Annotated in this window: 22 protein-coding genes and 1 pseudogene; 11 read left to right on the plus strand and 12 right to left on the minus strand. The window is 61.6% G+C overall.

The genetic code is table 11. The features are described 5' to 3' along the window. Window positions 1–6 precede the first annotated feature (6 nt). The 5 genes from denD to N2A41_RS25830 all read left to right on the plus strand — a co-directional run bounded on the left by denD (window position 7) and on the right by N2A41_RS25830 (window position 5,609). The gene (gene denD, locus N2A41_RS25810) at window positions 7–993 is read left to right on the plus strand and encodes a D-erythronate dehydrogenase (protein WP_162115763.1); all 987 of its coding nucleotides are present in this window, start codon (window positions 7–9) and stop codon (window positions 991–993) included. 166 nt (window positions 994–1,159) lie between these two features. Next, window positions 1,160–2,227, plus strand: a complete 1,068-nt coding sequence (locus N2A41_RS25815) for an ABC transporter ATP-binding protein (RefSeq protein ID WP_260111154.1) — start codon at window positions 1,160–1,162, stop codon at window positions 2,225–2,227. A 148-nt stretch (window positions 2,228–2,375) separates the two neighbouring features. After that, complete coding sequence (locus N2A41_RS25820) at window positions 2,376–3,680, plus strand: ABC transporter substrate-binding protein (RefSeq protein WP_260111155.1); 1,305 nt, start codon at window positions 2,376–2,378, stop codon at window positions 3,678–3,680. Between the two features lie 85 nt (window positions 3,681–3,765). Beyond that, the gene (locus tag N2A41_RS25825) at window positions 3,766–4,698 is read left to right on the plus strand and encodes a carbohydrate ABC transporter permease (RefSeq protein ID WP_260111156.1); all 933 of its coding nucleotides are present in this window, start codon (window positions 3,766–3,768) and stop codon (window positions 4,696–4,698) included. Between the two features lie 11 nt (window positions 4,699–4,709). Beyond that, on the plus strand, window positions 4,710–5,609 hold the full coding sequence (locus N2A41_RS25830; protein ID WP_020397497.1) for a carbohydrate ABC transporter permease: 900 nt from the start codon (window positions 4,710–4,712) through the stop codon (window positions 5,607–5,609). Between the two features lie 192 nt (window positions 5,610–5,801). Here N2A41_RS25830 and N2A41_RS25835 read toward each other — a convergent pair whose 3' ends face one another. Beyond that, window positions 5,802–7,103, minus strand: a complete 1,302-nt coding sequence (locus N2A41_RS25835) for an MFS transporter (RefSeq protein WP_260111157.1) — start codon at window positions 7,101–7,103, stop codon at window positions 5,802–5,804. A 182-nt stretch (window positions 7,104–7,285) separates the two neighbouring features. Continuing rightward, window positions 7,286–7,738, minus strand: a complete 453-nt coding sequence (locus tag N2A41_RS25840; protein ID WP_017967618.1) for a MarR family winged helix-turn-helix transcriptional regulator — start codon at window positions 7,736–7,738, stop codon at window positions 7,286–7,288. Window positions 7,739–7,938: 200 nt separating this feature from the next. Between N2A41_RS25840 and N2A41_RS25845 the strand changes: the two genes are divergently transcribed. The 6 genes and pseudogenes from N2A41_RS25845 to N2A41_RS25870 all read left to right on the plus strand — a co-directional run bounded on the left by N2A41_RS25845 (window position 7,939) and on the right by N2A41_RS25870 (window position 12,996). After that, window positions 7,939–8,478, plus strand: coding sequence for a flavin reductase family protein (locus tag N2A41_RS25845; protein ID WP_017967617.1), 540 nt, complete (start codon window positions 7,939–7,941; stop codon window positions 8,476–8,478). 10 nt (window positions 8,479–8,488) lie between these two features. Continuing rightward, window positions 8,489–9,721 carry a flavin-dependent monooxygenase gene (locus N2A41_RS25850; RefSeq protein WP_260111158.1) on the plus strand — a complete coding sequence of 411 codons (1,233 nt, stop codon included), beginning with the start codon at window positions 8,489–8,491 and terminating at the stop codon, window positions 9,719–9,721. A gap of 47 nt (window positions 9,722–9,768) precedes the next feature. Beyond that, entirely contained in the window at window positions 9,769–10,749 is a 981-nt protein-coding gene (gene tsdA, locus N2A41_RS25855; RefSeq protein WP_260111159.1) for a gamma-resorcylate decarboxylase, read from the plus strand. A 1-nt stretch (window position 10,750) separates the two neighbouring features. Further along, complete coding sequence (locus tag N2A41_RS25860; RefSeq protein ID WP_260111160.1) at window positions 10,751–11,809, plus strand: maleylacetate reductase; 1,059 nt, start codon at window positions 10,751–10,753, stop codon at window positions 11,807–11,809. Window positions 11,810–11,828: 19 nt separating this feature from the next. Beyond that, window positions 11,829–12,676, plus strand: a pseudogene (locus N2A41_RS25865) (dioxygenase family protein). Beyond that, window positions 12,673–12,996, plus strand: coding sequence for a YciI family protein (locus N2A41_RS25870; protein ID WP_222296191.1), 324 nt, complete (start codon window positions 12,673–12,675; stop codon window positions 12,994–12,996). The pseudogene N2A41_RS25865 and the gene N2A41_RS25870 overlap by 4 nt, the downstream one beginning before the upstream one ends. A 63-nt stretch (window positions 12,997–13,059) precedes the next feature. Here N2A41_RS25870 and N2A41_RS25875 read toward each other — a convergent pair whose 3' ends face one another. The 10 genes from N2A41_RS25875 to N2A41_RS25920 all read right to left on the minus strand — a co-directional run bounded on the left by N2A41_RS25875 (window position 13,060) and on the right by N2A41_RS25920 (window position 23,488). Beyond that, window positions 13,060–14,013 carry a sulfonate ABC transporter substrate-binding protein gene (locus N2A41_RS25875; RefSeq protein ID WP_017967611.1) on the minus strand — a complete coding sequence of 318 codons (954 nt, stop codon included), beginning with the start codon at window positions 14,011–14,013 and terminating at the stop codon, window positions 13,060–13,062. 298 nt (window positions 14,014–14,311) lie between these two features. Beyond that, on the minus strand, window positions 14,312–14,659 hold the full coding sequence (locus N2A41_RS25880; protein WP_260111440.1) for a DUF488 domain-containing protein: 348 nt from the start codon (window positions 14,657–14,659) through the stop codon (window positions 14,312–14,314). 250 nt (window positions 14,660–14,909) lie between these two features. Beyond that, the gene (locus tag N2A41_RS25885; protein ID WP_260111161.1) at window positions 14,910–16,355 is read right to left on the minus strand and encodes an aldehyde dehydrogenase; all 1,446 of its coding nucleotides are present in this window, start codon (window positions 16,353–16,355) and stop codon (window positions 14,910–14,912) included. 23 nt (window positions 16,356–16,378) lie between these two features. Then, a complete protein-coding gene (locus tag N2A41_RS25890) occupies window positions 16,379–17,164 on the minus strand; it encodes a coniferyl-alcohol dehydrogenase (RefSeq protein WP_260111162.1) in 786 nt (261 codons plus the stop codon). Between the two features lie 40 nt (window positions 17,165–17,204). Next, window positions 17,205–18,242, minus strand: a complete 1,038-nt coding sequence (locus N2A41_RS25895; RefSeq protein ID WP_260111163.1) for a branched-chain amino acid ABC transporter permease — start codon at window positions 18,240–18,242, stop codon at window positions 17,205–17,207. Continuing rightward, a complete protein-coding gene (locus N2A41_RS25900; RefSeq protein ID WP_260111164.1) occupies window positions 18,239–19,153 on the minus strand; it encodes a branched-chain amino acid ABC transporter permease in 915 nt (304 codons plus the stop codon). The genes N2A41_RS25895 and N2A41_RS25900 overlap by 4 nt, the downstream gene beginning before the upstream one ends. Further along, the gene (locus N2A41_RS25905; RefSeq protein ID WP_260111165.1) at window positions 19,150–19,878 is read right to left on the minus strand and encodes an ABC transporter ATP-binding protein; all 729 of its coding nucleotides are present in this window, start codon (window positions 19,876–19,878) and stop codon (window positions 19,150–19,152) included. Before N2A41_RS25905 ends, N2A41_RS25900 begins: the two co-directional genes overlap by 4 nt. Further along, a complete protein-coding gene (locus tag N2A41_RS25910; protein WP_260111166.1) occupies window positions 19,875–20,630 on the minus strand; it encodes an ABC transporter ATP-binding protein in 756 nt (251 codons plus the stop codon). The genes N2A41_RS25905 and N2A41_RS25910 overlap by 4 nt, the downstream gene beginning before the upstream one ends. 6 nt (window positions 20,631–20,636) lie before the next feature. After that, the gene (locus N2A41_RS25915; protein WP_260111167.1) at window positions 20,637–21,956 is read right to left on the minus strand and encodes an ABC transporter substrate-binding protein; all 1,320 of its coding nucleotides are present in this window, start codon (window positions 21,954–21,956) and stop codon (window positions 20,637–20,639) included. Between the two features lie 68 nt (window positions 21,957–22,024). Next, window positions 22,025–23,488, minus strand: coding sequence for an aldehyde dehydrogenase (locus N2A41_RS25920; protein WP_260111441.1), 1,464 nt, complete (start codon window positions 23,486–23,488; stop codon window positions 22,025–22,027). Between the last annotated feature and the right edge of the window lie 165 nt (window positions 23,489–23,653).

A 23,653-nucleotide genomic window follows, 5' to 3' on the forward strand; every position in this document is an offset into this window, starting at 1 on the left:
AACACGATGCATATTCTCATTGTCGGGGCAGGAGGAATGATCGGCCGGAAGCTCGCCGCCACGCTGGGGCGCGGTGGTTCCCTCGGCGGCGACGCAATCACGCGCATGACGCTCGTGGATATCGCGCCTCCACCGATACCCACGGGTGTCGTCGGGCCGGTGGAAGCGCTGGCTGCCGATATTTCCGAAAGCGGCGCAGCGGAAGCCCTGGCGTCTCGCCGGGCCGACGTGATCTTCCATCTCGCGGCGATTGTTTCCGGCGAAGCCGAGCGCAATTTCGAACTCGGCTACCGGGTCAATCTCGATGGCACGCGATCGCTGTTGGAAGCGATCCGCCGGGAAGGAAGCCGTCAGGCGTATGTCCCGAGGTTCGTATTCTCCTCGTCGATAGCGGTCTATGGCTCGCCGTTTCCCGATCCCATTCCCGACGATTACGTGCTCGCACCTCTCACCAGCTACGGAGTCCAGAAGGCGATATCCGAGCTTCTGCTTGCCGACTATTCGCGGCGCGGCTTTATCGACGGCGTCGGAATTCGGTTGCCGACCATCGTGATCCGGCCTGGTGCGCCGAATGCCGCCGCATCGGGCTTCTTTTCCGGAATCCTGCGGGAGCCGCTTGCAGGCCAGCGGGCTGTTCTCCCGGTCGAAGAAACGGTCAAGCATTGGCTGGCAAGCCCGCGTTCCGCCATCAAGTTCCTGATCCATGCTGCGACGCTCGACACGGCGGCGCTGGGTGTCCGGCGCACGCTCACCATGCCGGGCGTCGCCGCCACCGTTGCCGACCAGATTGCCGCCTTAAGCCGTGCTGCCGGTCCCGACGCGGCGGACTTGATCGATCGCCGCCGCGACGAGGTCATTGAAGGGATCGTCGCCGGATGGCCGAAGTCCTTTACGCCTGAACGCGCGGTGCAACTGGGTTTCGTCGCCGAAACCACGGTGGACGAGTTGATCGAGGTCTACCTCGCCGAAGACGCTCCGGGTGCGTCCGGATGAGATTGAGCGGGGCTAAAACCGCCCCATAGGAGGAGAGTACCGCCCAGGCACACCCGCATATGCGGGACTGCAGCGGCTGAGGGCCTTGAGAAGATGAGGCCGCCGGCAAGATATACGAAAATACGAAGACATAGCATGTAGCGCTCGATTTCTGGGAGGAGTGGGTATGGCAGGCGTTCAATTCACGGATGTGCGGAAATCATTCGGGTCATTTCCGGTGATCAAAGGCGTCGATATCGACATTGCCGACGGGGAGTTCGTGATCCTGGTTGGCCCGTCTGGTTGTGGAAAATCTACTCTTCTGCGGATGCTGGCGGGACTTGAGAATATTTCCGGCGGTGAGATCAAGATCGGCGGGCGTGTCGTCAACACGCTGCCCCCCAAGGACCGCGACATCGCCATGGTGTTCCAGAACTATGCGCTCTATCCGCATATGACGGTACAGGAGAACATGGGTTTCTCGCTGATGCTGAACAAGGCGCCGAAGGCGGAAGCCGAGAAGCGGGTGAAATACGCCGCAGGCATCCTCGGTCTCGATAAATTGCTCGACCGTTATCCGCGCCAGCTTTCCGGCGGCCAGCGCCAGCGTGTCGCCATGGGGCGAGCGATCGTCCGCGATCCGGAAGTCTTCCTGTTCGACGAACCGCTCTCCAACCTCGATGCGAAGCTGCGCGTCGCCATGCGCGCCGAAATCAAGGAACTGCACCAGCGGCTGAAAACGACGACGGTCTACGTCACCCATGACCAGATCGAGGCGATGACCATGGCCGACAAAATCGTCGTCATGCATGACGGCGTCGTCGAGCAGATCGGCACGCCGCTCGACCTTTACGACAAGCCGGCCAATCTCTTCGTTGGCGGTTTCATCGGTTCGCCGGCGATGAACATGATCAAGGGCAGGCTCGACCCCGAAAACCCGACACGTTTCAAGGCGCCGGACGGCACGGCGCTCCCGGTTTCCAACCCGCCTGTCGACGCCTTGGGTCGCGACCTCGTTTACGGGCTTCGCCCGGAATACATTCTGCTCGACGCCAATGGCCTGCCGGGTGAGATCGTGGTGATCGAGCCGACCGGCTACGAGACGCATCTTATCCTTAGGCTCGGCGGCAGCGACCTCAGCTGTGTCTTCCGCGAGCGCGTCAGCGCGCGGCCGGGCGAAACCCTGCGCGTTGCGATCGACGCCGCTCATGTTCATCTCTTCGATGCCGAGAGCGGCCGGAGATTGACCGACTGACGCCGTCCGGCGGTGGCGCGGGGCGGAGGAACCCCCGTCACCCGCAGGTTGGCAGCACCCCGGTTCAGGGATGCAAGGACCGTCGTTCACCAAGCGGGAGGTGAGTGCCGGAGAGTTCGCACCCGCTGTTTTGAAGAGGAGGAGTATCATGAGGATTAAGAGACGTGACTTTCTTGCCGCCTCGGCTGCCGTCGCCGGCGCCGCCGGCATCGGCATCCGGCCGACCTTCGCGCAGGCCGAACCGACCTACACGCCGGAAAGCGGTGCCAGCCTGCGGCTGCTGCGCTGGACACCCTTCGTCAAGGGCGACGAGGAGGCCTGGCTTGCAAACACCAAGAAATTCATGGACGCGACCGGTGTCCAGGTACGCATCGACAAGGAAAGCTGGGAAGATATCCGCCCGAAGGCCGCCGTCGCGGCCAATGTCGGCTCCGGCCCGGACCTCATCATGTGCTGGTTCGACGACGCTCACCAGTATCCCGACAAGCTGGTCGACCTGACCGAGCTCGCCAACTATCTCGGCAACAAGTATGGCGGTTGGTATGATGGCCTGAAGGGCTATGCCGCGCGCGGCGACACCTTCATCGCCATGCCGCTGACGGCAATCGGCAATGCGGTGGTCTATCGCGACACTCACGTGAAGGCGGCCGGCTTCAGCGAATTCCCGAAGGACACGGCGGGTTTCCTCGAGCTTTGCAAGGCGATGAAAGCCAAGGGCACGCCGGCCGGCTTCCCACACGGCAAGGCCGTCGGCGACGGCAACAACTACGCCCATTGGCTGCTCTGGAGCCATGGCGGCAAGATGGTCGACGAGGGTAGCAAGGTAACGATCAACAGCCCGGAAACGCTGGCTTCGATCAATTACGCCAAAGAGCTCTATGCCACCTTCATTCCGGGCACGGAAAGCTGGCAGGACGTCAACAACAACCGCGCCTTCCTCGCAGGCCAGGTGTCGCTGATCGCCAACGGCGTCTCGGTCTATTACACCGCCAAGAACGACCCAAAACTTGCCGAGATCGCCAAGGACATCCGCACGACGAATTTCCCGATCGGTCCGGTCGGTCAGAGCGCCGAGCTTTTCCAGACGAGCTCGCTGCTTCTCTTCAAGCACACCAAGTATCCGGAAGCGGCGAAAGCCTACATCAAGTTCATGATGGAAGCCGACCAGATGAATGCGTGGATCCAGGGCTCCAGCGCCTATTGCTGCCAGCCGCTCAAGGCTTTCGCCAACAACCCAATCTGGACATCCGATCCAGTCCATGCGCCTTACGCGCGTGCCTCGGAAAAACTGCGTCCGAACGGCTATGCCGGACCCCTCGGCTATGCCTCGGCAGCGACCATGGCCGACTACGTCCTGGTCGACATGTATGCGGCCGCCGTCACCGGCCAGATGTCGCCCGAAGATGCGATGAAGGAAGCTGAACGGCGGGCAAACCGCTACTATCGCGTCTGAGCCGCGCTTTAAAGCAAGCGGCATGCCGGCCTTCGGCGTGCCGCGAAATGATCTGGGAGTTCAAGTGCAATCTGGGAGATAGGCAATGTCGATGGCGAATTCGGAGGATAGACGCGGGCCGATCTCTTCGCTCCTGCAGAACAACAATGTGCTCGGCTTCCTGTTCATGCTGCCGGCGGCCGTCTTCCTCGTCTGCTTTCTCACCTATCCGCTGGGGCTCGGTGTCTGGCTCGGCTTCACCGATACGAGGATCGGCCGCGACGGCATCTTCATCGGGCTGGAGAACTACCAGTTCCTGATGGACGACAGCGTCTTTTGGGTGTCGGTCTTCAACACCATTCTTTATACCTCCGTCGCCTCGGTGCTGAAATTCGCGCTCGGCCTCTGGCTGGCAATGCTGCTCAATCAGCACCTGCCGTTCAAGTCCTTCTTCCGGGCTATCGTGCTGCTTCCCTGGGTGGTGCCGACGGTGCTTTCGGCGCTGGCCTTCTGGTGGATCTACGATTCCCAGTTCTCAATCATCTCCTGGTCGCTGATGCAGCTGGGGCTGATCAGCGGACCGATCAACTTCCTCGGCGACCCGATAAACGCGCGCATATCCGTCATCGTCGCTAATGTCTGGCGCGGCATTCCCTTCGTGGCGATTTCGCTGCTTGCGGGCTTGCAGACAATTCCGGCATCGCTGCAGGAGGCCGCCTCGCTCGACGGCGCCACGAACTGGCAGCGTTTCCGCTATGTGACGCTGCCGATGCTGACGCCGATCATCGCCGTGGTCATGACCTTCTCTGTGCTCTTCACCTTTACGGATTTCCAGCTCATCTACGTGCTGACGAAGGGCGGACCCGTCAATGCGACGCATTTGATGGCGACGCTATCCTTCCAGCGCGGCATCCCCGGCGGCCAGCTCGGCGAGGGTGCGGCCATCGCGGTCGCCATGGTGCCCTTCCTGCTCGGCGCGATCATGTTCAGCTTCTTCGGCCTGCAGCGGCGCAAATGGCAACAGGGCGGTCAGGATTAGGGGGAACAACGATGTCGATAAATTCAAATGCCGCCGATCAGGTCGTGACCGACAATGCCGAAGGAATGAGCTATCTGAACCGCCTGCCGCGGCGGATCGTGATGCTCTATCTGCCGATGGCCGTCTTCGTCTTCGTGCTGCTCTTCCCGTTCTACTGGATGGCGATCACCGCGGTGAAACCGAACGACCAGCTGACCGACTATAGCAACTACAGTCCCTTCTGGGTGGTGGGACCGACACTCGAGCACATCAAATACCTGTTCCTCGAGACATCCTATCCGGGCTGGCTGTGGAACACGATGCTGGTCGCGGTCTGCTCCACCTTTCTCTCGCTGGTGGCCTCGGTCTTCGGCGCCTATGCCATCGAGCGCGTCCGCTTCACCGGCTCCCGCTCGGTCGGTCTGGTGATCTTCCTTGCCTATCTCGTGCCGCCGTCGATCCTCTTCATCCCGCTTGCCTTCATCGTCTTCAAGCTCGGGATCTACGACTCGCGGCTGGCGCTGATCTTCACCTATCCGACCTTCCTCATTCCCTTCTGCACCTGGCTGCTGATGGGCTATTTCCGCTCGATCCCCTTCGAGTTGGAGGAAAGCGCACTGGTGGATGGCGCTAACAGATGGCAGATTCTCACCAAGATCATCCTGCCGCTCGCTGTACCCGGGCTGATTTCCGCCGGGATCTTCGCCTTCACGCTGTCCTGGAACGAATTCATCTACGCGCTGACTTTCATTCAGTCGTCGGAAAACAAAACCATCCCGGTCGGCGTGCTGACCGAACTGGTGCGCGGCGACGTCTTCGAATGGGGATCGCTGATGGCGGGCGCGCTGTTCGGCTCGCTCCCGGTGGTCATCCTCTATTCGTTCTTCGTGGACTACTACGTCTCATCGATGACCGGTGCAGTGAAGGAATAGCACGTGGCTGGATCTTGTTGACGGTCGGCGCATTGCCCGCAGTATGGGGACGGCCATACCGTCTGCTCGCGCCGCTTGTTGACCGGCGTTCCAGTACAGCAGCCTCGCTTACTGGAAACAAGCTGAATTTGGCTTCACAAGGTTTGCATTGTCGGCAGGTTCTGAATGCCAGACCTGCCGACAATCTGGCCGTCAATCAGCCTTTTTGCGATATAGCAACGTCATGAGTGCGAGCACGCATCCCAAGGCTCCTACCGATGCGAAGATGTAGAAGTTCCACTGCGGAGCCAGGCCCGCACCCAGAACCGCACCGCCGATAGCCGGTCCTATCATGCCGCCGATACGACCGATGCCGAGCGAGAAGCCAAGGCCGGTTCCGCGCATTTCGACAGGATAGAGATTTCCAACGAGAATGTTGGCGAGGATCTGGGTGCCGATCGTTCCCGTACCGGCAAGTGCGACGAGACCATAGACCTGGAGGCCCTGATCCACCTGCGTCAGCAACCAGATCGAGCAGGCTCCGAGAAGAAACATACCTGCCACGACAATTTTGACATTTCCGCGGTCAGCAATCCTTGCGCCGATCAGGAGGCCGACGGCGGCTCCGAGATTGAGCGTTACGGAGAAGAGGAGAGCAGAACCGAGGTCATAGCCCATCTTGTTCATGATGGTCGGAAGCCAGTTCACCATGCCGAATGTCAGCAGAAGCGAACAGAAGTGGATGCTCCATGCGTTTAATGTCGGCAGCAGGCGACCTTCGGAAAACAGCGACCGGATGCCGACCTGGCGTGACGCAGCAGGCCTGGCGACGGCATTGGGCAGCCCGTACTGGTTTGCAATTTGGTTGGCTTCGGTCTGGCGGTTCTTCGTTGCCAGCCATTCGGGGGACTCGGGGATGAGCCGGATGAAGAAAGACAGAAGCAGGATCGGTGCGCCGCCGATAATCATCAGTGGCCGCCATCCGTATTTCTGAATCAACAGCATTCCGAGCATGCCCGAGATGATGCCGCCGGCCAGGTAACCCAGAAGAGCAATCGAATAGGCCATTGCCTTCCGCTTCGGCGGAGAAAACTCGATGATCAAAGCGGTTACGGTTGGAAAAAGAGCGCCAAGACCCAGGCCGGCGAGAAAGCGTGTTCCCTCGAAAACGAGAAAGTTCGGCGCAAGACCGCTGCCGATCATCATCACGGAAAAGCTCAACAGACTGCCGATGATGACCTTGCGACGACCTATCCTGTCAGCAAGTGTTCCGGCAACGAGAGCGCCCAGCAGCATCCCGAACAGGGTGATGGAGGCAGCCCGTCCGACCATGCCCGGCGTCAGGCCCCAACTGGCTTCACCGAGCAACGCCGGCGCGACTGCGCCGTAAACGATCAGGTCATAGCCGTCGAACAGGATCAGCAGACCGCAAAGGGCGATGATGATATTCGGGCTGCGAACACGTTCATTGATAATAGCGAGATCTTGTATGGCCAATTTTCCCTCCCCATACATTTGCGTACAGGAAGTACGCTCCTGCCAGCGGCAGGTCCGCGTCGATCCGTGTACAAATCCTCCTGGATCGTTGCCGGCGTGGTTCCTCCCAGCGCCAGACTCACCCGCAAACGGGCTATGTCAAGACAACGATGACACGCTATTAAATACTTGCGAATAAAATATTTGCAACTGCAAACTTTTCAGCTCGCAACTTTTCCCTTTCCGGACATTGCCGGCAGGTTGCTGTGCATGCGGCGCAGCGCCTTCTTCAGGGCTGCGACCTCCTCGTCCGACATGTCCTGGACCGCAGTGCGTTCAAGCTCGACGGCAAGCGGCATGAGCCTTTCCGTCAGCGCCTCGCCCTGGGGGGTCAGCTTCACGATGACGATGCGGCCGTTATCTTCCGGCCGTGTTCGCGATACCAGCTTGCGCTTGGCCAGTGTGCCGACGAGGCGCGAAAGCGTCGAAATCTCGACAGAGACGACGTCGGCGAGATCCCCCAGGGTGCTTTCCCGGCGCTCCTTGAGCATGGCCAGAACCCGGTACATCGCCACGCTGAGATTGTCTTCGGCGATTCTCTGCGCGAATACCTCGGCTATCCGCACGCCGGCGCGATTGAGAAGATAGGGAACGGAATCGGTAAGTTTGTACATGTCTCTGTCTGCTGGCGGGATTCGGCTTGCTGGGGGCTCTCTCCGACATGCACCTAAATTACCGGGTTGACAACACGATTGGCTTTCAGTCGCCGAGAAGGGCTGGGTAGATCAAGCATTTTCCAGCTGATTTTTAAATTTGCGTTGACAACAGTTGCAAATGCAATAATCTAGATGCCAAGGAGACACGGGAGGAAATCATGTCTGCCACTGCTGCCCTCGGCATAGCGCCGGCCCCCGCACCGATCAGCGATGCGTTTCGATCGACCATGCGCCGTTTCCCGGCGACGGTGACGGTCATTTCTGCTTGTCGCAACGGCGCGGATCATGGAATGACGGCGACCGCCGTCACATCACTTTCGATGGATCCGCCATCTCTCATCATCTGCCTGAACAATCGCACCTACCTGCATAACATGCTGCTCGAAGTGCCGGAATTCGCAGTCAGCATTCTGACCGACAGGCAGGCAGCCGTATCGGAAGGCTTCAGCGGCAAGATTGCGCCTGAGCGTCGGTTCGACGCTGCCGATTGGGTTCGCCATGAGCGCGGCATGATGGTGCTGGGCTCCGCTCATGCCTCTGTTGTCTGCCGCCGCATGGGCGCAGTTCCCTATGGAACGCACACCATCTTCATCGGGCAGGTGGTGGATACACGCCATTCCGAAAACACAATCGCACTGATGTACGAGAATTCGAAATATTGCGCGCCACAGCACGCGCTTCCTGCATCCCAGAACTGAAGGTAGTTCCATGAACCATACAGCCGCCCTGTTTCCCGCCTCGGCGCGGGTCAAGACCGCATGCCTTGCAGATCGCATCGCCCCGATGCTGGACGAAATCCGGGCCGGCGCGCGCGATACCGAAAAATCCGGCCGTGTGCCGGCGCGCTCCATCGATCTGCTGCGCTCCGCCGGCTATTTCGATATCGTCAAGCCTGCCCGCTTTGGCGGCGACCAAGGATCCTTTGCCGAGCTTGTCGATGCAAATATCGAACTGTCGGCGGCCTGCGCCTCCACCGGCTGGGTTGCCGGTCTTCTTTCCGCGCATCAATGGTTGCTTGCCATGTTCGATGAAAGGGTTCAACAGGACGTGTGGGGCAGCGATCCGGATGCGCTGCTCTGCGGTTCCTATGCGCCGGTCCGCATGGCGGAACGCGTCGAGGGTGGTTTCCGGCTATCCGGCGATTGGGCCTTTGCGAGCGGATGTGAAAACGCGCAATGGGCGCTCTGTGCGGCAATCATTCCGCCAAATCGCGAGGGGGAACGTCCTCTTCCGGCGTTCCTTCTGGTTCCTGCCAGCGATTATACCATTGACGAGACTTGGGATGTGGTGGGCCTCGCGGGCACCGGCTCAAAAAGCCTGATCCTCAAGGATGTCTTCGTTCCGGAATACCGCATTCTGAGCTTTCCGGATGCGACCTCCGGCAGGACGCCGGGCGGACGTGGCTACGAGGGTATCGGCCTTTTCAACATTCCGCTGCTCATGGGGGTTCCGTTCTGCCTCGGCAGCGCAGCCGTCGGTGCGGCGAAGGGCGCCCTGGAGAGCTACATCGACCACATGGGGGCCCGTGTGACACGCGGTGCAGTGGCCGGCGGCAACAACAAGATTGCTGAATTTCCGACGATCCAGCTTCGCGTGGCGGAAGCCTCCGCATCCGTGGATGCCGCCCGCGAAATCATTCTGCGGGATATTGCCCGGGCGCAGCAACTGGCCCAGGCCCGCGAGGATGGCACCGGCGAGATCACCGAAGAAGATCGCATTCTCGCCCGCCGCAGCCAGTCCTTTGCGGTCAGCCTGGCCCTTCGGGCCGTGGAGGCACTCAATGCATCGACAGGCGGCCTCGGCCTCCAGATGTCCAACCCCGTCCAGCGGGCATGGCGTGATGCAAATGCCGTCGGACGCCATTTTTCCATGAATTGGGATGCCGTCGGCACCATGGCCGGCCAGCAACTGCTCGGCCTTCCGCCCAAGGGACAATTCTGATCCGCCATCCGCAGTATTTCGATTTAAGACAGGAAAGAGATTATATCGTGCAAGGCAAGATCGCGCTTGAAGAACATTTCGCCATCCCCGAGACGCTGCAGGATTCGGCAGGATTCGTGCCGGGCGACTACTGGACGGAACTGTCAGCCCGTCTCCTGGATATCCACGACAAGCGTCTGCGGTTGATGGATGCCCACGGCATCGAGAAGATGATCCTGTCGCTGAACGCTCCGGCTGTCCAAGCAATCCCGGATAAGGCAAAGGCCCTGGATATTGCCCGACGCGCCAATGACTTTCTGGCGGAGCAATGCGTCAAGAACCCGAACCGTTTCCTGGGATTTGCAGCATTGCCCCTGCAGGATCCGGATGCAGCTGCGCAGGAATTGCAGCGCTGCGTGACGACGATGGGTTTCGTCGGCGCGCTGGTCAATGGCTTCTCCCAGGAAGGCGACGGAACGACGCCGCTATATTACGACCTGCCGCAATATCGTCCATTCTGGGCCGAAGTCGAAAGGCTCAACGTTCCCTTCTATCTGCATCCGCGCAACCCGCTGCCGGAGGACAGCCGGATCTATGCTGACCATTCCTGGCTGATGGGCCCGACATGGGCCTTCGCCCAGGAGACCGCCGTTCATGCGCTGCGCTTGATGGGATCCGGCCTGTTTGACGAGCATCCGGCTTTGCGGATCATCGTTGGTCACATGGGCGAGGGGCTGCCATACATGATGTGGCGCATCGACAACCGGAATGCGTGGGTCAAGGTGGAGAAGAACTATCCGGCCAAACGCCCGATTGCCGATTATTTCAACGAGAATTTCTATATCACGACGTCGGGAAACTTCCGCACGCAATCGCTTATCGATGCAATGCTGGAAATCGGAGCGGACCGAATTCTGTTCTCGACAGACTGGCCATTCGAAAACGTCGACCATGCTGCAAACTGGTTCGACAGCACGACCATCTCCGAAGCCGACCGCCTGAAGATTGGTCGCACCAACGCGGTTTCACTCTTCAAACTCGATCGATAGCATGGTTGCACCTTTCAAATACACGGGCAGCGCGGCCCAGATCTTCTTCGGGAGCGGCTCGTTGAACCGTCTCGCCGATGCAATGACTGGGCAGGGCCGCAAGCGCGCCCTGATCCTATCGACCCCGCACCAGAAAGCGGAGGCTGAACGGATCGCTGCATCTCTCGGCCCGCTTGCGACGGGACTGTTCCACCATGCGACGATGCATACGCCGGTCGATGTGACCGAGCGCGCGATGGCGACATATAACGCAGCCGGTGCCGATTGCGTCGTCGCGATCGGCGGCGGATCGACGATCGGTCTCGGCAAGGCAATCGCCTATCGCAACGACGCTCTGCAAATCGTGGTAGCGACGACCTATGCGGGGTCGGAGGTTACACCGATCCTCGGCCAGACCGAGAACGGGCAGAAGACCACGGTCCGCGGGGCCGGCATCCTGCCCGAAGTGGTGATCTACGACCCCGAATTGACATTGGGATTGCCGGTCAACATGAGTGTCAGCAGCGGACTGAATGCAATGGCGCATGCGGTCGAAGGTCTCTACGCACGGGATCGCAATCCCATTTCGTCGATGATGGCGGTCGAGGGGCTGCGCGCGCTGAAGCAGGCTTTACCTCAAATCGTCAATGCACCTGGGGATATCGAGCCGCGAAGCGAAGCGCTTTACGGCTCCTGGCTGTGCGGCACGGTGCTCGGAGCGGTTGGAATGGCCTTGCATCACAAGCTTTGCCATACGCTGGGCGGTAGCTTCGATCTGCCGCATGCGGAAACCCATGCGATCATTCTTCCCCATTCTGCTGCCTACAACGCGGAGGCCGCAATGGATGCGCTAGAGCCCGCTGCCTATCTTTTCGGCGGCTCGCTGGGCGGCGGTCTTTATGATTTTGCTGCTTCGATCGGCGCCCCCATGGCGCTGCGAGATCTGGGCATGAAGGAAGCCGATCTGGACCGTGCGGCGGAACTCGCCGAGCAGAACCCTTACTGGAACCCGCGGCCCATCGAACGGGAAGCGATCCGGGCCTTGTTGCAGAGCGCCTGGGAGGGCGCGCGGCCGCGTTAACGCTTAGGAGGATGGCCACGTGCCTGAATATTTCAGCGAAGAGAGATCCGCGGAAGCTGTCAACTCGCGGATGGGGCAGGACATTAATCCGCGTCTGGCCGAAATCATGGCGTCGCTTGTCAAGCACCTGCATGCCTTTGCCAAGGATATCAGCCTGACCCCGGAGGAATGGGAGTTGGCCATAGGCTTCCTGACCGAACCGGCCATCTCTGCCATGACGAGCGACAGGAGTTCATCCTGCTGAGCGACACGCTGGGTTTCTCGATGCTGGTGGATGCGATCAACAACCGGCGTCCGCCAGGCGCCACCGAAAATACAGTGTTCGGTCCGTTCCATGTCGAAGGGGCGCCTGTACGGCAGATGGGCGAAAACATCTCACTCGATGGCAAAGGCGAGAGCTGTCTCTTCGTCGGCCGAGTGCTGGATCTTGACGGCAATCCGATCGAGGGAGCCCGGATCGATGTATGGTCGGATAATTCCGATGGGTTCTACGACGTCCAGCAGCCGGATATCCAGCCGAAGTGGAACAACCGGGGCATCTTCGTCACCGGCGCAGATGGCACCTATAGTTTCGTCGGCATAAAGCCGGTTTCCTATCCGATCCCGGATGACGGCCCGGTCGGCCAGATGTTGACGTGCCTCGGCCGCCATCCCTACCGTCCTGCCCATACCCATTACCTGATCACGGCTTCAGCTTATCAGAAGCTCGTAACCCACACTTTTGTCGGCGACGATCCCTATCTGGAATCCGATACGGTGTTTGGTGTGAAAAGCAGCCTGGTCGCGCCTTTCGAGCGTGTCGATCGTGCGACGGTCTGGCGCTCCGATTTCGATTTCGTGCTGACGCCAGGGGAGAATAGACAATGATCGTTGCTCGCTATGCGCTATCCGACCCCGGCAAGGCTGGCGAGCGTTCCCGATTGCTCGAGGAACACAAGGCCTATCTGAATGGCGCGGCGATCCGCATCTTGCTTTCCGGACCTTCTGCACCGCCGGCGGAGGGCAAGGGTTCGACCGCCGTCGTGATCGCGGAAGTCGAAACGCTCGCCGAGTTCGAGGCGTTCAGTGCTGAAGATCCCTTCGTCCGCTCCGGTGTTTACTGCAGCATCGATGTATTCGAATGGCGGCCCACTTTGGGGCTTCTTCTGGCGAGGGGGATGCCTCGGTCGACAGATTGCTCAAGCTGACCAGTGGAACCGTCATGCTACCTCCTCTACAGGCAGAGATCGCGCCTTCCATGTCGATGAGCACTACGCCTTGCCCTTGCGGACAACGTCCGCAATCGTCACCTCCTTGGGAATGAGCTTGAGTTTGAAAAAGGTGTCGGCGATGCTCTGCTGCTGCGCGACGACAGAGTCATCCAGGCTCTTGATCCCATAGGACTGACGTTCGAGCGCCTTGACGAGGACAGATTCGGGGATGCCGACCGACGGTGATAGCTCTGCCGCGGCAGCCGCGGTATCGGACTTGGTCCATTCGTCGATCTCGGAAATGGCGTCGATCAAGACATCGATCGCCTGGGCGTGGCCGTCAACCAGCGTACTCGTGCCGAGATAGAACTGGTGATTGGGAACGATGCCCTCGCCGTTTCTGAGCTCTCTCGCTTCGATCGCCACTTCCGCAGCTGCCTGGAAGGGATCCCAGATGACCCATGCATCCACCGCGCCCTTCTCGAAAGCTGCGCGGCCGTCGGCTGGAGCGAGGAAGGATGGCTCCACGTCCTCATAGGTCAAGCCGGCTTCTTCGAGCGCCTTAACGAGCAGGTAATGCACGTTCGAGCCCTTGTTGAAGGCGACCTTCTTGCCCTTCAGCTCCGCGACCGACTTTATCGGGCTATCCCTAGGGACCAGTATGGCTTCGCCGCGCGGGGCGGGCGGCTCATGTGCGATATAGACAAGCGGAGCGTTCGCGGCCTGGGCGAAGATCGGTGGCGTTTCGCCGGTCGATCCGAAATCGACAGCACCGGCGTTCAGGGCCTCGAGGAGCTGCGGACCGCCCGGAAATTCGGTCCATTCAACCGTGTAGTCGATGGATTTGAGTTTCTTCTCCAGCAACCCTTTGCCCTTGAGAAGCACCAGAGTTCCATATTTCTGGTAGCCGATACGCACGACCTTGTCAGCCGCGCCAGCCGGCCGGACATGCGTCAAAGGTGTCGCGATGGCACCTGCGACCAGTGCAGTGAAAGCTCGTCTTGTGATCTTCATCATACCCTCCGAATAAGATCACGCCAAATTAAAGTGTCTCTACATTTTTACTAGATTATACGTGCTCCTGAGCCCGCTTCTCCGGGATTCGCTTTTTTGTTCTGTCCCGGCAGCGAGCAAAAAGAACTGCGCCTGCTGGTTCAGTTCCCCGCGCACGTCGTTTCCGCGGTTTCAGGAGATTGAGGATTGAACAGAGCTTTCCACCATCGGCTGCAGTCCGGCGATATTCATGGTATGCGCGGGAGGTATCGCTCCGCCGAGCGAATTTTTCGTAGATCCATGCGGCCACACCGCCGTGTCAGCCTTCGCCGACGAAGTGCTGAAGAACGATAGCGTGATTGTGGTGCAGGTCTCTCGCAGCGTAGAGAAGCGTCGCGTCCGATCGCCCAATCTGGCGTTTCAGTTCCTCGACGGCGGACGGATTCTTTTCCAGCTCGTCTCGATAGCGGCGCTGGAACTCTGTCCATTTCGCGGGGTCGTGGCCGAACCAACGGCGTAGCGCCGGGCTTGGCGCGATATCCTTCAACCAGATATCGACTGCTGCATCCTGCTTGCTCAACCCGCGAGGCCATAGCCGGTCGACCAGGATTCGCGCCCCGTCCTTATCGTCTTTCGGCTCGTAGATTCGTTTGATGTGTAAAGCCATTTGCTCGCCCGCCATAAGGTCGAAAGCCATTCTCGAACGAATACGTGTGACAAGTTTTGGTTCCGGACTGGAGCCCGAGAACAGGTCCTGGAACCTTTTCAAATAGGCACCGCGCTATTTCGCGGCCCACGCCATATCGAAGCGCTGAAGCACCTTTCTAAGGGCCGTGCGAAATCCCTTTTGCGGTCTGAGCATAGACCCTGCCACGACCTCAATGGCGTCGTGGCACGGTGAAGCCCGTCAAACCGGCTCAGAAGGGATAGTGCTGGGCGGAATCCTCGACCGTGATCCAGCGCAGGTCGGTGAATTCGGCGATCCCCGCCTTGCCGCCGAAGCGGCCGTAGCCGCTGCCCTTGACGCCGCCAAAGGGCATTTGCGCCTCGTCGTGCACCGTCGGGCCGTTGATGTGGCAGATGCCGGATTCGATCCGCGCCGCAACCGCCATTGCCCGTTGGACATTCCGGCTGAAGACGGCGGAGGACAGGCCGTATTCGGTGTCGTTGGCGATGCGGATCGCTTCTTCCTCGCCGGAGACGCGAATGATCGGCTTGACCGGGCCGAAGGATTCTTCCGCATAGACGCGCATCTCGGGCGTCACGTGATCGAGCAGCGTCGCCTCGACCACGGTGCCCGAGCGCTTGCCGCCGGCCACGAGCTTTGCCCCCTTGGCCGTCGCATCGGCAATCAGCTCCTCCATTTTCTTCGCTGCGTCGAGGCTGATCAGCGAGCCGAGAACGACATGGCCACGTGGGTCGCCGGCCGGCAGCTGGCTGGCGCGGGCGGCCAGTTTGGCGACGAACTGATCGGCGATCGTCTCGTCGACGATGATCCGCTCCGTCGACATGCAGATCTGCCCCTGATGCATGAAGGCGCCGAAAGTGGCGGCATTGACGGCACCGTCGATATCGGCGTCGTCGAGGATAACAAGCGGCGCCTTGCCGCCGAGTTCGAGAAGGGCAGGCTTGAGATATTTGCCGCAGGTCTCGGCGATGATCTTGCCGACCTTGGTCGAGCCGGTGAAGTTCACGCGCTTGACGGCCGGATGGGCAATCAACGCGGTGACGATTTCAGGCGCATCCTCCGGCGCGTTGGTGAGGACGTTGATGACGCCGGCCGGCAGGCCGGCTTCGGTCAGCACTGTCGCAATCAGCCGGTGCGTGCCGGGGCATTGTTCGGATGCTTTGAGGACGACGGTGTTGCCGCAGGCGATCGGCATGGCGATGGCGCGGGTGGCGAGGATGACCGGCGCATTCCAGGGAGCAATCGCCAAGAAGACGCCCGCGGCCTGGCGAATGCCCATGGCGAGCGTGCCCGGCTTGTCGGAAGGGATGATTTCGCCTGATATCTGCGTCGTCATCGCGCCGGCCTCGCGCAGGATATTGGCGGCAAACATGACATTGAAGCCGGCCCAGGGCGCGGTGGCGCCCGTTTCCTCGATCATGAGCCGGGTAAACTCGCCCACCTTGGAATCCATGATATCGGCGGCCTTCAGCAGGATCGCGCGGCGCTGGCCGGGACCGGTCTTCGACCAGGCGCCGAAGGCGGCGCTGGCGGCATCGACTGCCGCGGCAGCATCCTCCAGGCTTGCCGCGGCGGCGCGGCTTGCGAGCTTTTCGGTGAAGGGATCGATGCGATCATAGGTGCGGCCGCCGGAGGCCGCGCGGTCTGCGCCGTTGATAAGCAGGGAAATATTCATCGGAGGTCTCCTTGGGACAAGAACTAGAAGCCGAGGACTTCGGCGTTGATGGAAGCTTCGAGACCGCCGTCGGCGGCAAGATTGGCGCCGTTGATCCAGCGTGCGCCATCCGAGCAGAGGAAGAGCACGGCGGGCGCGATATCGGCGGAGGTGCCGGCGCGGCCGACGCGGGTGATGTCGCTATCGACCCTGGCGTCGCCGAGCACGGCGCGGAACTGCTTGAGGATCGGCGTTTCCACCGGCCCGGGGCTGACAGCATTCACCCGGATGCCGCGGTTCTTGAATAACGGCTGGTGGGCCGCCCGCATCGTCCACAGCAGCAGCAGCTCCTTGGAGAGCGGGTAACCTTCCTCATTCTTGAGATCGTGGTCGGCGACAACTGCCGCCACTTCGGGAAAGCCTTCGATTGATGTCAGCGACTTCGCCCGCTCGAGATTGGCGCGCCAACCGTAGCCGGCGATCGAGGCGACATTGACGATGGCCCCGCCTTCGCGCAGGCGGGGCGCCACGGCTTCGGACAGGGCACGAAGGCCGTAGAAATTGACGGCAAGCGTCGAGACGACGCCGGTGCTGCCGGAGAGGCCGGCGACATTGGCGAGCGCGTCGAGGCGCGCTGGAAGCCGTGCCGCGATCTCGGCAACGCCTGATGCCGTGGAGAGGTCACCCTTGATGAAGGCGGCACTTCCACTGGCAGGCTCGCGCACATCGACGCCGATGACTTCGGCACCCATCTGGCCGGCCAACTCCGCCGTGCGGGCGCCGATGCCGGAAGCCACGCCGGTCACCAGGATCGTTTTACCAAAAAGCATGAACGTCACCTTTCGCGAGAGAGCCCGGAAGCAAGCCGGCTCATTCTTTCCATTGGATCTTGGTCGGACCGGGCAATTTCAGCCGGTAGCCGACCGGCAGAAGTTGAAAATCGAAGCGGCGCTCGATTTCGCCCCAAAGGCCGCGCGGCAGGTAGAGCGAGAAAATCAAGGCGGTGGCGCCGAGGCCGATCAGGTACCAGACGCCGGCTGCGCCGAAGACGGTCTCGATCACGAAGAACAGGATGGCGCCGAGGATCGCGCCTTCGAATTTGCCGATCCCGCCGACCAGCACCATGAAGATCATGTAGGCCGTCCATTGAATGCTGAAATAGGTCTTCGGCTGGAAGGTCGTGGCGGTCGCCAGCCACAGGCCTCCGGCGACGGCGACGCCGAAGGCGGCAAGCACGAAGAGCAGCCTCTTGGTTGCGATCACCCTCACGCCGACCGAGGTCGCCGCCTCCTCATTGTCGCGGATCGCCTGCATGGCCGCGCCGGCACGGCTTCGCATCAGCATGAAGAGCGCGCCGAGCAGGGCGGCCATGGCCGTCAATGCGAGCCAGTAGATCGTCGCCCGCCGCGTGCCGCTATCATAGACGTTGAGGGAGATCAGCGAGGTGCCCGTTTCCCCCTGGATCAGCCGGTCGAGGTTGACCAGCAGATGGGCGAGCTCTGATATCACCCACATGCCGATCGCGAACTCGCCGCCCTTCAGGCGCAGCATGAACAGCGAAAGCGGGATCGACAGCGCGCCGGTCACGATCGCGGCGGCAAACAGCGCGACGAAGGGATTGAGCCCTGCATCCGCAAGCCGAATGGTGAAATAGGCGCCGAGGCCGAAGAACACCTGCTGGCCGACCGAGACCAGCCCGCCGAAACCGGCAAGCGCATTCCACATGGCGGCAAGGATCACGTAGATGAACAGGGCCGTCATCCGGTCGATCGCGCCGGCGCCGAGCGCGGCGGGGGCAAACATCAGCAGGGCGAGCACCGCGGCCATGCAGCCAAGCGCCACCCGCGACGACTTCGTCCAGCGTTCTATCGATATTCCGTTGGAGGCAAGAGTAGTGTTGGGGCTCATGTCGGGCTCCGGAGGCGGGTGCGCTGTTTGAAACGTGCGCCGAGTTTGTCGAAGATCGGCATGACGGACCGTGACAGCCTGACGAAAAGCACCAGCAGGAACACGGCATGGCCGCCGATCAGGAAGCCTTGCGGATGCAATTGCGCGCCGAGCGATTGGGCAAGACCGAGAACGATGCCGCCGGCAAGCGTGCCCCATAGCGATCCCGCTCCGCCGATAACGGCCGCCTCGAAGGCGAAGAGTAGCTGCGGGCCGCCGGCATAGGGGCTGAAGGTTGCCCGCATCCCGAGAAAGGCACCGGCGATCCCGACCGTTACCATGGTGATCGCGGTGGCGACGGCGTTGACCCTGCGGGCGTCGATGCCGACCAGCCCCGCCGTATCGGGATCTTCCGCCGTGGCGCGGATCGCGCGACCGAGCGCAAAGCGGCTCAGGAAGAACTGCAGCCCGCCGAGAATGAGGACGGCTGTCACCATCATCATGACGGCAAGCTTGCCGACGAAGATGTGGCCCGGCAGTTGCCAGGAGGCATAGGACAGGTTGCCGATGAACGGCGCGAGCGAACGGGTGTCGGCGCCGAACTGCTCAAACAGCAGATTGTCGATGACGATCGACAGGCCGAAGGTCGTCAGGATCGGCAGGAGCGTGCCGCCGCGGGCGCTGCGCTCCAGAATGAAGCGCTGCAACAGCCAGCCGACGGCCGCCATGACCGGCAGCACGATCAGCAGGCCGGCGAAGGGCGGAATGCCGGCTTTGGCGGCGAGCAGCCACAGCCCGTAAGCAGCTGCAACCGCCAGGCTGCCATGCGCGAGATTGATGATCCGCATGACCGAGAACATGAAGGACAATCCACAGGCGATAACGGCGTAGTAACCGCCGAGCAGAATGCCCTGGAGCAGGGTGTTGATCACGATGCGCTCCTTTCGCCGGCGGCCCGGTGCAATCCGAAATAGGCCTGGGTGACGTGCTCGCGCGTGACGTCGGCGGCCGGCCGGTCGAGGACGATAAGCCCTTCCAGCATGCAGATGACACGGCTTGCCACGCTCATGGCGCGGGCGAGGTCCTGCTCGACGAGCACGATGGTCGTTCCTGAGGTGAGCAGTGCCTGCAACTGGGCATAGACGCGATCGACGACCAGAGGCGAAAGTCCGAGCGAGACCTCGTCGAGGAGAAGAATATCGGGATTGCTCATCAGCGCCCGGCCGATGGCGGTCGCCTGCTGTTCCCCGCCCGAGAGATGTCCCGTCTTGGCGTGGCGGCGGGGTTTCAGGTTCGGAAAGGCGTCGAGGATGCGGTCGATGTTCCACTCGCCCTTTCGGCCGGAGGTCTTTCCGAGAAGCAGGTTCTCTTCCACCGTCATCTGCGAAAACAGCCGCCGGCCTTCCGGCACCAGCGCGATGCCCTTGGCGATCCGCTTGTGGGACGGGATGGCGGCCAGATCTTCGTCGTTGAGAAGGACGCGGCCGGAGGATGGCAAATGGGCGCCGGCGATCGATCTGAGCAGCGTCGTCTTGCCCGCGCCATTTGCGCCGACCAGTGCCAACACCTCGCCCTTGGCAAGATCGAAACTGACGCCGCGCACCGCCTGGAGCAGGCCGTGGCGGACGTCGAGATCGCGGATGGAGAGAAGGCTCATGCGGGTGTCCCTCCGAGATAGGCCTTGACCACCTCCGCGTCGTTCATGACCGTTTTCGGTTCGCCATCGGCGATGATCCTGCCGGCATCCATGCAGATCAGCCGTTCCGCCACCTGCAGCAGGATATGAACGATATGCTCGATCCAGACGATGCCGACACCGCGGCGGCGCAATTCGAGGATGGTTTCCACCAGCTCGCTCGCCTCGCCATCGGTCAGGCCGCCGCCGATCTCGTCGAGCAGCATCAGCCTCGGCTGCGTGGCAAGCGCACGGGCAAGCTCCAGCCGTTTGCGGTCCAGCAGGCCGAGCGTGTCGGCCGGGCGGTTGGCGACTCCAAGCATGCCGCAGAGCGAAAGCGAATCCACCACGCGCGCATAGGCCTCGTCGCGGCTTGCGGCATTGCCGTGCGATGCGGCGACGAAGACATTTTCGAAGGTCGTCATGCCGCCGAAGGGCTTGGGAATCTGGTGGGTCCGGACAAGCCCGGAGCGGCAGCGTTCCGCCGCCGTCCGGCGCGTGACGTCGACGCCGTCGAAGGTGATGCTTCCCTCATTCGGCGGGAAGGCGCCGGCGAGCACGCTGAGCAGGGTCGTCTTGCCAGCGCCGTTCGGCCCGACAATGCCGATCGCCTCGCCATCGCCCATGGAAAAATCCAGATTCTCCAGCACCACCAGCGCGCCGAACCGCTTGTGGATCCCGTTGGCCGAGAGAAAGGCTTCCCCCGGCCGTCTTTGAGCTTCCCGCTGCAGCACTGTACGTTATCCGTTATAAGCGGTGAGCTTGGCGCCGACCGGGACATTCGGGTCGGTGGCGTTTTCGGTAACGACGTAGTCGAGCGCGAATTTCGACCCCTCCGGCGCTTTCACCCATTGCGTGCCGATGATCGGCCCGGGAGAGACGTTGGCGACGGGGCCGCTGGTGAAATCGACCTTGCCGGCGATGGTCGTTGTCTTCAGCGTGCTGATCGCCTTGGCGACGGCCTCCTTGCTCTTGACGTCGGTACTGACCTTCAGCGCATCGAAGCCGGCGTCGAGAAGCGCCAGGCTGGCGCCGAGCTGCTGCGTCCACTGCTTGCCGCTGGCCGTCTCATAACCGTCGGCGAGTTCGGTTCCGGAAACTCCGGTGAGCGTGGATTTATAGGGGAAGGCCTTGTGCCAGTAAGCAGCGCTGCCGATGTTCAGGCCGAGATCGCCGAGCGCCTCGATGTCGGACGGAAACAGGCCCGTCTTGGCGATCTGGCAGATCTTGATCTGCTGGGTAAGGCCTTGCTGCGCGGCCTGACGCCAGAAGGCGGCGAAGTCAGGCGGTATCGGGAACGAGTTGAAGATCTCCACGCCCTCCTGCCTGAAGAGAGCGATCTGCGCCGTAAAGTCGGTGGTTCCGGTTTCATAGGCGCCGGGATCGACGATGGTGAAGCCGGCCTTGGCGAGCGCCGGCGCCAGATGGGTGCGGATCGCATTGCCGTCGGCGTCGTTGGGATACATCACGCCGACCTTCTTGTTGGTCTCGATCAGGTTCCACTGCGAAACATAGGCCTTGTGGAACTCTTCGACGCCGAAGCCGAAATGATAGGTCCATTTGAACGGCGAGGGCGCGCCCGGCTTGGCGCCGCGGCCGAAATACCAGGCTTCCCAAGGCATGACCGTCGAGAGGCAGGGAATTCCGGCTGCCTCGCAGGCATCGGCCACCGGGTTGATGGTTTCCGGTGTCGAGACGGCGAGCATCAGGTCGATCGCCTGGTTGTTGATGAGGTCCTTTGCCAACTGGCCGGCGCGCGAGGGGTCGGACTGGGTGTCCTGGTCGAGAATCTCCACCTTCCAGGTCTTGCCACCCGCCTGCAGCCCGTTTGCCAGCGCCTTGCGCGCCAGTTCTAGCACATAGCCGTCCGTCTCGCCGAAGCCGCCGAGAGGGCCGGTGCGCGGGCTGATGAAGCCGACCTTCAACGTATCGCTGCTTTGAGCGAAGGCCGTGCGGCCGGAAAGCGCCAGCGCAGCACCGCCCGCGACAGTCGATGCGATGAAAGACCGGCGGCTCAGCGATGCCGCGTTGATTTTGCCGTTGCGGAAAATGCCGTTCATGAAATCATTCCTCCCTCTTGATCGGGCCTCCCAGCCCGTTCCCAGTGTTCATTTCGGCCGATCTCAATTCAGATCGGGTAGTGCCGTTTTCCCGAGGCCATGGTGATCCATCTGAGCTCGGTGAATTCATCGATCGCGGCCTTGCCGCCGAAGCGGCCGTAGCCGCTTGATTTGACGCCGCCGAACGGCATTTGCGGCTCGTCGGAAACTGTCGCTTCGTTGATGTGGCAGATGCCGGATTCGAGCCGCATGGCAACGGCAAGTGCTGCATTGACGTCGGCGCTGAAAACGGCGGCCGACAGCCCGTATTCGTTGTCGTTGGCAACCGTGACGGCCTCGTCGACGCTGCCGACCCGGACGATCGCCGCGACCGGTCCAAAGCTCTCCTCGCGGTAGATCCGCATGGCAGGCGTCACGTGATCGATGACGGTCGCGTCCATCAGCGTGCCGTTGGCCTGGCCGCCGCAGACGAGGACTGCGCCCTTCTGCAGGGCATCGTCGATGAGCGATCGGACGCGCCTGATGGCTTCGGTGTTGATCAGCGTGCCGAGCGGCGTGTTGCCGTCCCTGGGATTGCCGGCAATGAGGGTTGCGGCTTTCGTCCGGAACTTGCCGACGAAGCCATCGGCGATCTCGTCCATCAGGATGATCCGTTCGGTCGACATGCAGATCTGACCCTGGTTCATGAAGGCGCCGAAGGCGGCAGCACGTACGGCCTCATCGATATCGGCGTCGGCAAGAACGATGAACGGCGCCTTGCCGCCGAGTTCGAGCAGGCAGCGCTTGAGATGCCTTGCCGCGGATTCGGCAATGATCCGGCCGACACGGGTGGAGCCGGTGAAGTTGATGCGGCGGACGGCCGGATGGGCGATCAGCGCATCTACGACGGCGGCGGCATCGATCGGCGCATTGGAAACGACATTGACGACGCCGCGCGGAAAGCCGGCGTCACACAGGATGTCGCCGATCAGGCCATGGGTCTTCGGGCAAAGTTCGGAGGCCTTGAGGACGACGGTGTTGCCGCAGGCAAGCGGCATGGCGACCGCGCGGGTGCCGAGGATAATTGGCGCATTCCAGGGGGCAATGCCGACGCAGACGCCTGCCGGCTGGCGGACCGCCATGGCGAGGCTTCCCGGAATGCCGGAAGGAATGATCTCGCCGGATATCTGCGTGGTCATCGCCGCCGCCTCGCGAAGAATATCCGCGCCAAGGCCGCAATTGACCGCCGCCCATTGTGTCGTGGCGCCGGTTTCGCCAGTCATGGCGGCAACGAGTTCGGCTGTGCGGGCCTCCAGGATGTCGGCTGCGGCATTCAGAAGCCTGCGCCGTTCGCCCGGGCCGGTCTGCGACCAGTCCGGAAAGGCTGCTGCTGCCGCGTTGGCTGCCCGCGTCATGTCGGCAACGGATCCTGCCGAGGCAATCGTTGCGACGTCGCCGGTCAACGGATCGATGCGTTCGAAGGTGGCCCCTTCGGAGGCATTCATCGCCTCGTTGTTGATCATCAGCTGTGCTGAAAACACTGTTTCACCCAATTCGCCATGTGTTGGTGCCACACATTGGCGCCAGGTGTTGGCGCCGAATGTCGGTTTGCGTTGTTGCCATGGGAGAAGACGAGCGGACGCGGCGCCACGAGGGCTGCCCGACTGTTCCTGCATCTGTTGATGTGCCTCCTCCCAAAGGCTGATGGAGAAAAGGTT

It is taken from the genome of Rhizobium sp. SRDI969 (assembly GCF_025152725.1).
Taxonomy (GTDB): Bacteria; Pseudomonadota; Alphaproteobacteria; order Rhizobiales; family Rhizobiaceae; genus Rhizobium; species Rhizobium leguminosarum_I.